This is a genomic window from Shewanella donghaensis (genome assembly GCF_007567505.1).
In the GTDB taxonomy this organism is placed as follows: Bacteria; Pseudomonadota; Gammaproteobacteria; order Enterobacterales; family Shewanellaceae; genus Shewanella; species Shewanella donghaensis.
Genome location: NZ_CP041783.1, coordinates 2,086,118 through 2,098,924, shown reverse-complemented (window position 1 = coordinate 2,098,924; position 12,807 = coordinate 2,086,118). Strand labels below are relative to the sequence as shown.

The following is a 12,807-nucleotide window of genomic DNA, read 5'->3' as shown; positions in this document are numbered from 1 at the left end:
AAGAAAAGGCCTATTAATAAATTAATAGGCCTTTGTTATTCTTGTCTAAATCGAATCAGCGATAAGCAAATTAACAATCTAAATGTAAGATTCTAATGTTCGGAACTCATAAGAGATAAAAATAAAATTATCTCTTATGATGCAACGTAATGAGTGCGTCTTCTTCGGCGTCTCATTCTTGCTTCTTTTTCATCTTCCGTTTCTACAACTTCACCTTTAACATTATTAGATTCATTATTATCGGTGGTAGCTTTGTTCGATTTAGCCAGTTGTGCTACTTCATCCGGCGTTTCTGACTTTTTTGGCGGTGTCTTAGGATCCCCCTTGAAGACAGACTTGAAGATATTACTTACACCGGATAATCCAGCTGGTTTATCTTCAACTGGAGAGTTTGACTCAGCAGTGATGTCTTCAGAGAATTCAATTTTATCAATCTTGGTTTTTTCTTTTGCTTTCTTAGGTGCTACTGCAACAGGGTCTAACGATTTTTGAGCTGTTAGCTCTGAATTGTCAGCTTCTGCAACTGCTGACATCATGCTATCAGCTAAAGCTCTTTGTATTTGGTCACTAATTTCTGAAACATTATCAACGGTTAAGGTTGCTGAACTGACAGGATCCCTTTGTATCGTAGATTTAGCTTTGGTAGGTGAACCACTTTCTGCTAATCGCTTATTAACACGTTGGTTGAATTCAGTAACAACTTCGGTGACTTCAGTTTTAGCAATTGATAACGCACCGACGAGTTCATCAAATGAACTTTGGAACGAATTATATTTATTTTCAAAAGGACTAATATTATTTTTTACTTCATCATTAAGATTATTAGTTAACTTTTTATAATTGCTAATTTCTTGTTCAAACTCGAGTAGGTATGCTTTGGTAGAAATAACGCTTTCTTCCATGCTACGCAGCTTAGTTTGAATAGATTTATCTTTTGCGGCAAATTCTTCAATCAATGCTTGAGGAATTTCAGCTGGTGGAGTGACAGAAGGAACTATTGCAGCAAATTCGGGTATGCTGCCTGCAGGCTTCCACTGTGTAAATGATGGATGCCATCCGTAACAATTACCATCATTGAGTAAAAATTCTTTTGCTTCAACTTCTGTAAATGGCCCTGATATTTTGCCATTTTTTGAAAAAAACCATTTTTTCATAATCGTATTCTTATTTTTTTAAGTTTTAAACAAATGTTATATGCAAATAAGAGTAGTAAACTTTATCTACTCAATCAGCTCACACCGGTCAGTGTTTTCTGTAATGCAGCATATTGTTCATTAACGCTTCTTAGGGTTGCTTCTACTTTATCGTTTAATTCTTTAGTGGTGACTTTAAAACGATTAGTATCGCGATCAATATCGGACATTGAAGCACTAATTGTTTGAATTGTATTATCAATTCTACCTAGAGCTACGTTCAACTCTCGCTCTTTAGCGGTGAAATGCTCAATCAGTTGTTGAGGTATTTCAGCTGGTGCGGGAGGAGGAGTTATAGCAATATCGAACTCTTCAATATCACTAACTGGAACCCATTGCGCATAAGATGGATGCCACGCATAAACATTTGGATTTGACGCAATAAACTTATTGGATTCAGCAAGCCTAAGAGGTCCGCTGATTTCACCATCATTTGAGAAATACCACTCTTTCATAGTCCACTTTTTTCCTTAAATAGTGCAGTAAGCCAAAGTTTTATTAATATAATCAACAGCTTGTTGGTGACTTGAATATTTAAACGAATAAACGTTAGCTTATTGGGTTGTTATCAATTAAACCTGATATCGTACGAAGTAGTTACATTAACTGATAATGGTTAACATATCTACTTGCAAATGCTGATAAATGAGACTTTATTTGCCTCAAAAAGAGACAAAAAATTGACACTAATTCATCCGTTCGTTTAAAACTAGTGTTTTAATTTTTGCGTTATTCGAAATCAGCGTTAACTTCAAAGATCATTTTCTGATTAGTTTTTGGATGATTTAATGAAAGGTATTGAGCATGCAAATGCAGTCTGTGTGCGGTTTTTCCATATAAATCATCACCTAATATAGGCATGTTTAATCCATTGAAATGTGCACAATGTACTCTTAATTGATGAGTTCTACCTGTCTTGGGGTATAAATGAATCAAGCACGAATTGTTTGTTTCTTGTACTTTTTCCCAATATGTCTCTGCGTGTTTTCCATGCTGATAACAAACCAATTGTTTTGGTCGATCGTCCAAATCCACTCTTAACGGGAGTGAGATCTCGCCTCGATCAAATTTAGGGATCCCATCGATCTTTGCAATATATCGCTTAATTACTGTTCGATTTATAAACTGTTGTACTAAGTGTTTATTGGCTTCTTTTGATAAGGCTATCACCATTAAACCAGAAGTAGACATGTCTAACCTATGGACGATCAATGGTCCCGTTGCTTGGGGGAACTTTTGCTTCATTCTACTAAATACTGAGTCGGCAATATTCTTTCCTGGGACGGATAAGAACTCTGCTGGTTTATTCACAATGACAATGTCTTCATCTTGATAAAGGATAGGCAGAGGCACGCCTTCAGCGGGATTGGTGAGTAATGGATTATCATCAACATCTAGCCCTTTAAGCATGTGAGCTAAGATGGGGCGACACTTTCCATGGCATGCAGGGTAATAGTTTTTATGTTGTTTAATTTCTGATTTTGGTGATATTCCCCACCAAAATTCGGCCATGGTTATAGGTGTGAGATTATTAGCGAAAGCATATTGCAGTAATTTTGGTGCGGCGCATTCTCCAGCGCCCGCTGGTGGGAGATGATTGGGGGCATCTTTAAAGATCGTATTGAGATCGCTTTTTTTTCCTAAGATATTGAGAAAATCATATTGTGCGAATAGCTTATGCTGCAGGGCATTAGATTGCTTTTTTCGTTGCTGTTTTATGCTTAAAATTGCACTTTCTAGCTTTGCTAAAGGATCTGATATTAATGACAGTTGCTTTTCCCAATACTCTTTTAAGTCACTAAGTTGCTTTTTATCACTGACACTTTGTCTACTCATTTCAATAGAGAGTGTCGTAAATTCAGCTTCAGTGAGATTTTCAACTGTTGCACGCTGGGCTTTACGTTGCTTTCTATTTTCGATCATTAACGATCTATGAGTCGCAATGGCCGAGTCTGCTTGCTGCTGCATATCTGCTAGCTTAGTCGTTAATTGCTGGCGTAATGGCTCATTCTCTAAGGAGGTTAGTTGCGTATTGAGCTGATTTATCTCAACGTTTTCTTGTTGAAAAAAACTATCCTTGGTGAGCATATCAAATACCGGTGGCACAAACTGTGGCCACAAGTTTTGGTCAGCTAATTTACCAGAGAATGCAGATAAAAAGCCTAATTCTCCTTCGGCATTCCTGACGACCAATACCCCGAACATTTTACCTATTGGAGGAAGTGATTTTGTCGATTCGCATTGAGCTCGTGTTTCACTCTGAGCTGAGAGTTCTTTGTCTGAATCAGTAGTGCCAAAATTATGCTGCCAATCTGTTTGGTGTAGCAAATGTTGCTGCAGTTGTTCGGCTGCAACTATTGCTAATGGATGCGGCTGATAATAAAAAGGGAATGTAAACTTTGCTGGTAGCGAATGTGCGCTTATGTCAGTAGCAAAAGGTATAAAACGATGGCGATTATCAGTTGGCATTTTTACAGATTCTTATTTCAATGAATGAAAACATAAGCCTAATAAAGAGCATAATATTTAAGGTGCTTAGCAGTTTATTTATTTTAGCTGATTATTTTTAACTTCTTCAGCGATTAAGGCTTGGGTATGGTCGAGTATTTCTAAACCGCCATTTCTCCCATGACCGGGTACGACAATAACGGCATCATTATAGCGAGATTTAGCTTTGTCTATGGTATTTGGCCATTCAGCTAGTGAGGCTTCAGCGATATAGCCCATACTTTGGCTACGCTGACTTTTGATCAAGCAACCGCCATATAACAATTTTGATTGAGGTAGCCAAACCACCAAATTATCTTGGGTATGACCAGCACCGAAATAGCGCACCTCAATGAGGTTATTGGCTAGGTAGAGGCTATCGCCTGAAAAAGCATGCTTTGCTAAGGCCTTATTATCGGCCTTTAACAGTGAATTAGTCAGTTCAGAAACATAGGTATCGACCTTGATTGAATTTAAATAGCCAATCCCTGCAGAGCGATCATCATGTGAATGAGTTGAGACACTGGCTTTTAGCTCAAAGCCTTGTTCTTTAATCCAACTAACCAATTTAATGGTGTCTGTTTCTGTCCACGGGGTATCAATCATGTAGGCATCAGTGTCATCAATAACGACTAACCCATTAGCTGAAACGAAACCGTAGTCTTGAGTATGGAAGTAAGAAGTAAACTGAAACACATTGTCGATGAGTTGCTTTACTGACAATTGGCCTTTTGTCGTCTCACTCAAGTCAACACCGTTTTCAAGCTGTATTTGGCTAGCGAGTGTATGGGGGGCAAGAAGTAAAATATAAGCTAGGAATAACGAAATACCCAATTTCATTGTGATGTCTCTGTCAAAGTCGTAGTGGGGAGAGTTTAACTCATTGGTCGGTAAGATGGTGGAGTGAATCAATTATTGCGAAATATTTAAGTGAACGACAATTGATGTATTTGTACTTTCAAATGATAGATAGGCTTTTCAATCGATACCAGTTTTGGGAAGGAATAACGATTGAATAAACAAATGGCATCGCTGTAACTTAATGAGTTGGCTAACGTAAAAAAACACATAGCGACGAGTTATAAACGCTATGTGCTTTCAAGTCATCGCCGTTTACTGAAGCGTGTACCTAGTCATAAAAAGTACGTGTACAGTTACTTCGGAAGTCGATGCAGTACGCAAATTTTATTGCCAGAAGGATCAAGTAAGTAAGCCAGGTACAAATTCATTGCAGGGTTTGAACGTACGCCTGGAGGCTCTTCACAAGGTGTACCACCATTTGCAGCGCCTACTTCATGCCATTTATCTCCTTGGGCAGCATCTTTAACGCTGAAACCTATGGTGGTGCCGTTACCATGAGTGGATGGCTCGCCATTAATCGGTTTGGTTATGGCAAAAATACCGCTTTCAGTGAAGTAAAAACAACGACCTTTTTCATCGATGACGCCAGGTTCATAACCTAAAACCGCGAAGGTTGCATCGTAGAATGCTTTTGACTTTTCTATATCGTTACTGCCGATCATGATGTGGCTGAACATGTCACTCTCCTTGTTTGAGTCTGAATGGACTCTTGATAATTTGTTCTTTGTGTAGGGTTATCATTAGATATGGGACTGTTTTTCTATTAAACAATCCTTTATGCAATATCCCTCTCATTATGTCTTTTGATGATTCAAGAATAACGCTTTAACATCAATTTTAGCTTTGATACGAGAGGCGAGTAAGTATATGCCTGCGAGTTTTCTATGTACAAAAATGGCATCGGTAGGCGGGGTATGCCATTCATCAGGTTTGGTGCTCATGGCTTTTGCTGACTCAGTGATACGTTTGGCAAGATTGCTTTCAGCAAAGTTATATTCGCCTTCACAACGCAGTGGCTCGCAAGCTTGATGGAAAATATCGACAATCACTAGCTGCTGCTCTGGGGTTATTTCCTTTTGAAAGAAACCTATTTGCGCCGCAGCTTGAGTCATCAGTTCACTGTCACTGGTCATTGCGCCTTGCATAAGCATGTTGTAACCGCTGGATAAATTATCCGAAATACTGCGTGTGGCGCCAAAATCTAATAGTACAATTTTTTCCGACTCTACCTGATACATGAAGTTGGCAAAATTAGGATCTGTCTGCACCAGTTTGAAGGTAAATAATTCGTCTAAAAATAGACTGAGTAAACGGGTGGCGACATTATCTCGAATGCTTTGTTCCATTGTCAGTACTGACTCTATTGGAACACCCTCGATAAACTCCATCACCAGAATACTGTCGGTGCTGAGTTCGGAGTATACCTTTGGCACTATAAAGTGTTCATTATCGCCAATCCAATGTCGATATTGCTGTAATAATTTAGCTTCATAACAATAATCTGCTTCATGGTGCAATTGCGCTTTAGCTTCTGACAATAACTTATCAAATTGCACATTATCAGGGACTAATTGCGCCACTTTTAATAGTGTGGCGACATTATCAATATCGCTGTCGATACTGTCTTTTATGCCTGGATATTGAATTTTTACAGCAAGTTTTTCACCACTGTCTAAATACGCTAAATGTACCTGACCAATAGAGGCCGCTGCAAAAGGGCGTAATTCAAATTGCGCGAAAGGCGCTAGCCAATCCAGCCCCCATTGTTGCTTTAACATTTCAACCAGTTGTTTATGAGGCATGGCTTTGGCGTCATCGCGTAATTTTGATAAGATTTCACTGATTTCAGGCGGGAGGATGTCGCCACTATCCATTGAAATCATCTGACCCACTTTCATGGCAGCGCCGCGAAGCTGAGAGAGCTTTTCAGCCACTTGAGTCATATTTTTTGGGGTGAGTATCAATTGTTGAAGTTTAGGAGATTGGCCTTTACTGAGTTGCTTCGCGCCTTCATAAATGACATTGCCTGCCAGTCGCGATGCAAGAGAGCCGATTTTTCCTAATCGAGATAATCGACTACTGGGGACCTTGGCAACATTCGCCCCATTATTTCTTTCAGCAACATCTCTACTCATGGACTACTCCGATACTTCTGAATTTTATATTTGATTCAAACTGATTTAGTTATTCATACCCTCTATAACATGGGTAATAGTACGAGAAATATTGATATTTAGATCAGAAGTTTAAAGCAAAAAAAAGGGTAAATAAATTACCCTTTAGTGTTGTGCGATGATGTCTTTAGCCCAGCTAAAGTCGCTATATGAGAGTTTATCTGCTAGAACTCAATTGTATCTTGCCAACCCAGTAACACACTTTGTAAGCCGTGTTTTTGCTCATAACGTTCAAGCTTTTCAGGACTGGCATCATCAAGAGCGAGTTCACGGTATTTCTTGGCAAACTTAAGCGTTCGCAATAACTCTTGGTAAAAATGTTTACCTAAGTCTTGGCGAATCGCCTCTGCTAATGATTCTGGTAACAGTTTCAACGCTCGGTCGGTGTGAATTTGAATGACTTCAACACTGAACCACTTATCATCTAATGCAATTCTACGCAGACGCTTTTTCATATCTTCACGGACGCGAGCATCATCGAACATGATTCGATATAACACGGCTTCGGCAAGGACACTTTCAAGCCCAAGACTAAAGAGTGGATCAAGCTCCACTTTTGAGTAAAACGTCTCAAGTAACACCTGAGTTGCTTCTTGGCTTTTATGGTCAGTGAGTGCCTTTTGGTAATCTTGCCAACCTAGCCATTCTTCAGTGTCTGGCGGGGTAGATATTTTTTCCATGAGAATGGGGTTGATATCACCATAGAGTGACTGCTCACTGCCGTGCATGTGCTTGCTCACCGTAGTCAACATGCTCCAACCTTTCTGGAAGCATTTCATCACGCCATCAGGGGTTTTGAGCAAATTGATTGAGCCTACAGGTTCATGACCTGTTAAGGCAATAAGGCCTAAACTCACTACGCCAATAACATCATGGGCAGCGTGCTCAAGTAAATGCATTTTGTGCTTGTTGTAGAACTTGTCAGCAAGTTTTAAGCTCATTAAAATCGCTTTCGATTTTATCTGAGTGACATGCTCATCAGTTAATAGTGTCTCGTTACGACCATACTCAAGCACCCGACTAAAGTACGGGCCTTGGTTGTTATCACGTAATGCTAACTGCATTAACTGGTTTCCTTAATCAAGAAAAGTAAACATATCATCGACTTCAGCATATTCATCTTCAACTTCGTTTTTCTCTTTGGCTTGCAATACAAGCTCATTAACGAATTTACCAATGATTTGTTCCCAACCTGAGCTTTCATTGCGCAGGAGGTTCTTAATCGACTTAGCCACTTCAGGCGTGATTTGATGAATTAACGCTAATAAACTGCGTGGATCATCCATCGCGAGACTATGGGCTTCTTCATCTGTTTGCCATGTGTCATAACCGACCGTTTCACCATCATCTTCGTCATCATAAGAATCAAAAATAGTGTTGTGGTCTGTTTCGCCCGATGGCGCTAAAATCAATTCAATAAAGGGAATCGATAAATAAAATAGCCCAGCAGGATCATCAGCAATACATTCTAAAATAGCGGCTTGTTTTTCTTCAGTACCTTGAATACGGATAAGGTAGGTTAAAAACTCAAAGGTATGATGCATTAACTCATCGACATTGGTTTTAACTTTTTCTTCCCAATAAAGAGGTTGCTGACACACTATGTCGCGAATTTGTTCTGGCGTCATTAGCTCAGACATGATCGACGGACATGAAATATCATGATGACTATTGATTTGAGTTAAGGTAACTATATCCATATGCTCGATAACATCAACAAGCTGTTCATCATTCATTGTGTTAGCAATGATTTCGAATCGTTTACTTGCTTGTTGTGGCTCAACGTCAGCGAGCTCTTTAATCTCAGCTGCGGCAAGTTCAATAAGATTGTTCATTAACTTTCCTCATCATCATATTGGTCGTAATAACCTTCTTCATCTTCGCCTTGTTGTTCGTCATCATTGTTATATGGATCATAACCATCGTCGCTATCGCCACCTTCAGATGAAGCAAAAGACTTCGTTGGCGCAACCACGTTATCTTGAGTATTAAGCAGATAAACCACGGCACAACTTTCAATTAACAGCTCTTCTGAGTATTTGCGTACAGCAAGTACCAGCGGAACATCAGCATTATTGAACTGAACGGTAACTTTAAAATCGTCCCAGGTCGGTAATGTCGCGGTATCAATCCAGCTTGCCCATTTGATTTTAGCTTCGTCAGAAAAACGAATGCGATTAAATAAGGCTACAGGTAAATACTCTGGTACAGCAGCTAACATCGACGGGTCGGCTAATAAAATCTCTTTCATTGAGTCAGTGAATTTAGCTAATGCATCAGGTGTATCAGGATCGTTATACGATTCGATATTATCAAATGCATTATTTTTTAACTCATTAATGCGTGAGATGTTCAGTGTTTGGCTCATGGGTTTCTCAAGAATAAAATTGGTCCCACAGCTCGGTCATTGCCGCTGTAGGATTGGTTACGATGACATTATTAAAATCTTTAATAAATGCTGTTCTTAATTTCTTATCTGATAAAACATCATAGGCATTTTTAACCCGTTGCAACTGATCTGCTGCTTGATGTTTTTCTTCTTCTGACGCGTTAAGCAGTTTATCGGGGTGAAACTTATTTGATAAACGTTTATAGGCTTTTTTTATTTCGTCTTCTTTGGCACTGGCTTTAACACCGAGGACTGTGAAGTGGTTAATCATATTTCTACCTATGGCAAATGAACGTGGATAGACGAGTGCTAATCCAATAAATTATGATTATTTGGTTGCAAATAATAACAGAAAACCAGCGTTTTCCATAAAACTATCAGTAAGTTTAGCCTATTACAAAATACGGTGGTCAATTTTGAAAGAAATTCATTCTATTTTAGCTGAAGTTGTGCAGATGCTAACTTGATATTGAGCTGATGTTGACGCATTGGGAGACTTGAAGAAGGCATGGGGTCTATTGATAATCGTCATGAAACTAGGGTGAATTGGTCAAAGAAATCAATGAAGAACTATACTTAAGAGCAACCCTAAAATCTATCAATCGGTCTGTATTTAAGCGCAATTGATAAGTTCATAGATATGCAATATTGCTAAGTATGAGTTCGCCATATATTTCGTCGTAAGTCATTTAATCGTTACTGCTTATCTTTTTCAATTAGAGCCAAAATAACCGGGATAACTGAATTAATTGCACCAACAATCATCGCCATAATCACTACATGTTCCCAACCCATATTCTACTCCTTAGTTTTTAGACTTTCATTGATATTTCTTTATCGTTAATGGAGTTAGTTTATGCAAACCCGTTGGATAATATCAGTGATTATCGTCATGAGAGTTGATGACATTTGTCATGAGTTGCTATGTAATTCTAATATGAGTGGCTCGGTTCTACATCAAGCACTATTTAATTAACTTAAGTAATGCTTTAAAGCGCTCACCAGTAGCTTGATGTTGTAACTCAAATAAGCATGATTCGGTATTGGTAAGTTTAGCGCCCATATTGATCATCATCTGAATGCCTAAGGCTTTATTTGCTTCAATTCTTGATGAAACAGCATCAGCAACCAACTGAACTTGATAACGATTAGCCAGTAAATCCTGACATGTTTGATAAACGCATACGTGGGTTTCAATGCCCGCTAAAATGATATTTTTTCGGTTCAAGCCGGTGAGTTGTTGCTGGAACTCGGAACATTGCCAAGCGCTAAAATGAGATTTAGCAATCACGCGGGTCGTTTTAGATAAAAGCTCACTTAACTCAGGTGTAGTGCCACCTAATTTATCAGGTAACTGTTCAACCCATAGGATAGGAATATCAAACAATTGTGCCCCTTGGATTAAGGTGGATAGTTGCTGATGCAAGGCGGTTGACTGCTGCATGACTTGCGCTAGTTTTCCTTGAACATCTACAATGACAAGCACCGATTGATCTGCAGTTAACATAAACACTCCTATCCTGACTCGACAATGAAATTCAAAATGAACGTCACTTAGATTAAACGTTAATCACCTCGGCTGACTATTCTCTAAAGGTCGAAGTCGTTATAGTTAGCAGTCGCTATAGTTAATAGTGATGATTTATATTTTAGTTATTCAAGGAAGATGTGATGAAAAAACGCATTGTTATCTGTGCTGATGGTACCTGGAACCGTCCTGAGAAGAATCTTAAAAAAGATTTTCCTACCAATGTCCTTCGTATCGCCAGAGGGCTTAAACCTTTAGCTGATGATGGGGTGCCACAACAAGTCTTTTATGATTGGGGTGTAGGCTCTTATTATGATTCACTTTCTGGTGGTATAACCGGCAGTGGTGTGCATAAAAATATCATGGATTGTTATCGCTATATTGTGCAGAACTACAATGATGGCGATGAAATTTATCTGTTTGGTTTCAGTCGCGGCGCGTACACCATTCGTAGTTTATGTGGCTTAATTAATAACTGCGGTATTTTAAAACGTCTCGATGCAAACTTAATTCAACAAGCGTTCGATCACTATAAAACTAAATCAAAACACTATAAACCAGATGGTGATAAATCAGTCGCCTTTCGTGCGCAGCATAGCCACCCATCAAGGCAAGTTAAATTTGTCGGAGTATGGGATACGGTAGGCTCGATGGGTATTCCGTTCTCTTTTCTCGGCATATTCGAAGACGAAGATGAGTTCTACGACACTAAGTTAGGTCGTAATGTCACTGTCGCGCGTCATGCGCTGGCGATTGATGAACTTCGAGATGATTTCAAACCGACGATTTGGCAACCTCGCGACAATATGAATATTCAACAAGTGTGGTTTGCTGGTGTTCACAGTAATATAGGTGGCAGTTATGAGCCTGATAAGGATAAAACCTGTTTATCTGATATCGCACTGAAATGGATGATGCAGCAAGCCAGTGAATTTGATTTATCATTTGAAACGCATTTGCATGAGAGTTTGCATCCTAACCCAATGGCGACCAAGCATAAGTCCAAAAAACATGTGTATCGTATCCTTGGTGAATATCTCCGCCCGTTAACTGACTGCGAAAAACCTATTTGGATACATCAATCGGTGAAACAAAGATGGGATGCAGACATGAAATATAGGCCTAAAAACTTACAAGCTTACATCGATACTCACGGTTGGCCTGATACACTCATCCAGTAGCTTATTGGCTGAGTTGTTTGAAGTAATAGTCGTTAGAAGTAATAGTCGTTAGAAGTAATAGTTGGTTGAAGTAATAGTTGGTGGAAGTAATAGTCGGTTGCAGACCCAATAACCCCAGTTTAATTTTTCAAAGGAAAAACATGTTGTCACGAATTTCCATCAGTATCGTTTTTATCATCACCGTTATGAACAGTCCTTTTTTAGACGCTAAGACAAAAGAAGCTGAGTCTGCAAAACGCATTATTGCGTTATCGCCTCATGCCGTTGAAATGCTCTACGCCATTGGTGCTGGCGATAATATTGTAGCGACCACTGATCACGCTGATTTTCCAGAGGCTGCCAAGGCTATTCCCAGTATTGGCGGTTATTACGGGATTCAAATTGAGCGGGTGTTAGAGCTTAATCCAGATTTGGTTGTGGTGTGGAATAGCGGCAATAAAATGGACGATATTACACAATTAAAGTCGCTGGGTTTTAAGGTATTTGATAGCTCCCCTAAAAGCCTTGATGATGTGGCCAATGAATTAGAACAATTGGGTGAGCTTACTGGCAATCAAATACAAGCGGCTAATGTCGCTGCTAAGTATCGTCAACAGTTAGCCGATATCCGCGCCGAAAATCAATTAAAGAAACCAGTAAGTGTGTTTTACCAGCTGTGGTCCACGCCATTAATGACGGTTTCAAAAGGCAGCTGGATAGAACATATCATTGAAGCTTGTCATGGTGAAAATGTCTTTCTTGATGCCGCCAGTGAATACCCGCAAGTGAGCGTTGAAAATGTATTGCTCACCATGCCAGAAGTCATTTTGCAAAGTCAGGATGAAGGTAATGTTATTGGTGTTGATTGGTCAAAGTGGCCAGAAGTACCGGCGGTTAAAAATCAGCATATTTATCAACTCAATGCTGATGTACTGCACCGTGCCTCACCACGGGCTATTTTAGGTGTTGAAGCCTTGTGTGGTGCATTGGATAAAGTGCGTCAGCCATAAAGCGG

Annotated in this window: 13 protein-coding genes; 2 read left to right on the top strand and 11 right to left on the bottom strand. The window is 39.4% G+C overall.

What is annotated here, in order from left to right:
• Positions 1 to 134: 134 nt before the first annotated feature.
• The 11 genes from FPK91_RS09015 to FPK91_RS08965 form a co-directional block, all read right to left on the bottom strand.
• Positions 135 to 1,154, bottom strand: a complete 1,020-nt coding sequence (locus FPK91_RS09015; protein WP_144210634.1) for a DUF4339 domain-containing protein — start codon at positions 1,152 to 1,154, stop codon at positions 135 to 137.
• A 74-nt stretch (positions 1,155 to 1,228) separates the two neighbouring features.
• The gene (locus FPK91_RS09010; RefSeq protein ID WP_144210632.1) at positions 1,229 to 1,648 is read right to left on the bottom strand and encodes a DUF4339 domain-containing protein; all 420 of its coding nucleotides are present in this window, start codon (positions 1,646 to 1,648) and stop codon (positions 1,229 to 1,231) included.
• A 274-nt stretch (positions 1,649 to 1,922) separates the two neighbouring features.
• Complete coding sequence (locus FPK91_RS09005) at positions 1,923 to 3,662, bottom strand: RluA family pseudouridine synthase (protein WP_144210630.1); 1,740 nt, start codon at positions 3,660 to 3,662, stop codon at positions 1,923 to 1,925.
• 78 nt (positions 3,663 to 3,740) lie between these two features.
• Entirely contained in the window at positions 3,741 to 4,520 is a 780-nt protein-coding gene (bla, locus tag FPK91_RS09000) for a subclass B1 metallo-beta-lactamase (protein WP_144210628.1), read from the bottom strand.
• Between the two features lie 314 nt (positions 4,521 to 4,834).
• Complete coding sequence (locus FPK91_RS08995) at positions 4,835 to 5,218, bottom strand: VOC family protein (protein WP_144210626.1); 384 nt, start codon at positions 5,216 to 5,218, stop codon at positions 4,835 to 4,837.
• 117 nt (positions 5,219 to 5,335) lie between these two features.
• The gene (locus FPK91_RS08990) at positions 5,336 to 6,676 is read right to left on the bottom strand and encodes an ABC1 kinase family protein (protein ID WP_144210624.1); all 1,341 of its coding nucleotides are present in this window, start codon (positions 6,674 to 6,676) and stop codon (positions 5,336 to 5,338) included.
• A 203-nt stretch (positions 6,677 to 6,879) separates the two neighbouring features.
• Positions 6,880 to 7,779: a cold adaptation protein AtcC gene (gene atcC, locus FPK91_RS08985; RefSeq protein ID WP_144210622.1), complete on the bottom strand. Its 900-nt coding sequence runs from the start codon at positions 7,777 to 7,779 to the stop codon at positions 6,880 to 6,882.
• Between the two features lie 12 nt (positions 7,780 to 7,791).
• A complete protein-coding gene (atcB, locus tag FPK91_RS08980) occupies positions 7,792 to 8,550 on the bottom strand; it encodes a cold adaptation protein AtcB (RefSeq protein ID WP_144210620.1) in 759 nt (252 codons plus the stop codon).
• Entirely contained in the window at positions 8,550 to 9,083 is a 534-nt protein-coding gene (gene atcA / locus FPK91_RS08975; protein ID WP_144210619.1) for a cold adaptation protein AtcA, read from the bottom strand. Before atcA ends, atcB begins: the two co-directional genes overlap by 1 nt.
• Positions 9,084 to 9,090: 7 nt before the next feature.
• Positions 9,091 to 9,375 (bottom strand): cold adaptation protein ActJcold adaptation protein ActJ, encoded by a 285-nt coding sequence (atcJ, locus tag FPK91_RS08970; RefSeq protein WP_144210617.1) that lies wholly within the window; start codon positions 9,373 to 9,375, stop codon positions 9,091 to 9,093.
• A 693-nt stretch (positions 9,376 to 10,068) separates the two neighbouring features.
• Positions 10,069 to 10,611 carry a hydrolase gene (locus FPK91_RS08965; protein ID WP_144210615.1) on the bottom strand — a complete coding sequence of 181 codons (543 nt, stop codon included), beginning with the start codon at positions 10,609 to 10,611 and terminating at the stop codon, positions 10,069 to 10,071.
• Positions 10,612 to 10,775: 164 nt separating this feature from the next.
• On the opposite strand from FPK91_RS08965, the gene FPK91_RS08960 reads away from it, so the two are divergent.
• Both FPK91_RS08960 and FPK91_RS08955 read left to right on the top strand, forming a co-directional pair.
• On the top strand, positions 10,776 to 11,813 hold the full coding sequence (locus FPK91_RS08960; RefSeq protein WP_144210613.1) for a DUF2235 domain-containing protein: 1,038 nt from the start codon (positions 10,776 to 10,778) through the stop codon (positions 11,811 to 11,813).
• Positions 11,814 to 11,998: 185 nt separating this feature from the next.
• Positions 11,999 to 12,802 (top strand): cobalamin-binding protein, encoded by an 804-nt coding sequence (locus FPK91_RS08955; protein ID WP_227006758.1) that lies wholly within the window; start codon positions 11,999 to 12,001, stop codon positions 12,800 to 12,802.
• The last annotated feature ends 5 nt before the right edge of the window (positions 12,803 to 12,807 follow it).

Excerpts from the sequence above, each read along its gene's own strand:
- FPK91_RS09015 (WP_144210634.1), bottom strand. The coding sequence starts at position 1,154 with ATGAAAAAATGGTTTTTTTCAAAAAATGGCAAAATATCAGGGCCATTT.
- FPK91_RS09010 (WP_144210632.1), bottom strand. The coding sequence starts at position 1,648 with ATGAAAGAGTGGTATTTCTCAAATGATGGTGAAATCAGCGGACCTCTT.
- FPK91_RS09005 (WP_144210630.1), bottom strand. The coding sequence starts at position 3,662 with ATGCCAACTGATAATCGCCATCGTTTTATACCTTTTGCTACTGACATA.
- bla (WP_144210628.1), bottom strand. The coding sequence starts at position 4,520 with ATGAAATTGGGTATTTCGTTATTCCTAGCTTATATTTTACTTCTTGCC.
- FPK91_RS08995 (WP_144210626.1), bottom strand. The coding sequence starts at position 5,218 with ATGTTCAGCCACATCATGATCGGCAGTAACGATATAGAAAAGTCAAAA.
- FPK91_RS08990 (WP_144210624.1), bottom strand. The coding sequence starts at position 6,676 with ATGAGTAGAGATGTTGCTGAAAGAAATAATGGGGCGAATGTTGCCAAG.
- atcC (WP_144210622.1), bottom strand. The coding sequence starts at position 7,779 with ATGCAGTTAGCATTACGTGATAACAACCAAGGCCCGTACTTTAGTCGG.
- atcB (WP_144210620.1), bottom strand. The coding sequence starts at position 8,550 with ATGAACAATCTTATTGAACTTGCCGCAGCTGAGATTAAAGAGCTCGCT.
- atcA (WP_144210619.1), bottom strand. The coding sequence starts at position 9,083 with ATGAGCCAAACACTGAACATCTCACGCATTAATGAGTTAAAAAATAAT.
- atcJ (WP_144210617.1), bottom strand. The coding sequence starts at position 9,375 with ATGATTAACCACTTCACAGTCCTCGGTGTTAAAGCCAGTGCCAAAGAA.
- FPK91_RS08965 (WP_144210615.1), bottom strand. The coding sequence starts at position 10,611 with ATGTTAACTGCAGATCAATCGGTGCTTGTCATTGTAGATGTTCAAGGA.
- FPK91_RS08960 (WP_144210613.1), top strand. The coding sequence starts at position 10,776 with ATGAAAAAACGCATTGTTATCTGTGCTGATGGTACCTGGAACCGTCCT.
- FPK91_RS08955 (WP_227006758.1), top strand. The coding sequence starts at position 11,999 with ATGAACAGTCCTTTTTTAGACGCTAAGACAAAAGAAGCTGAGTCTGCA.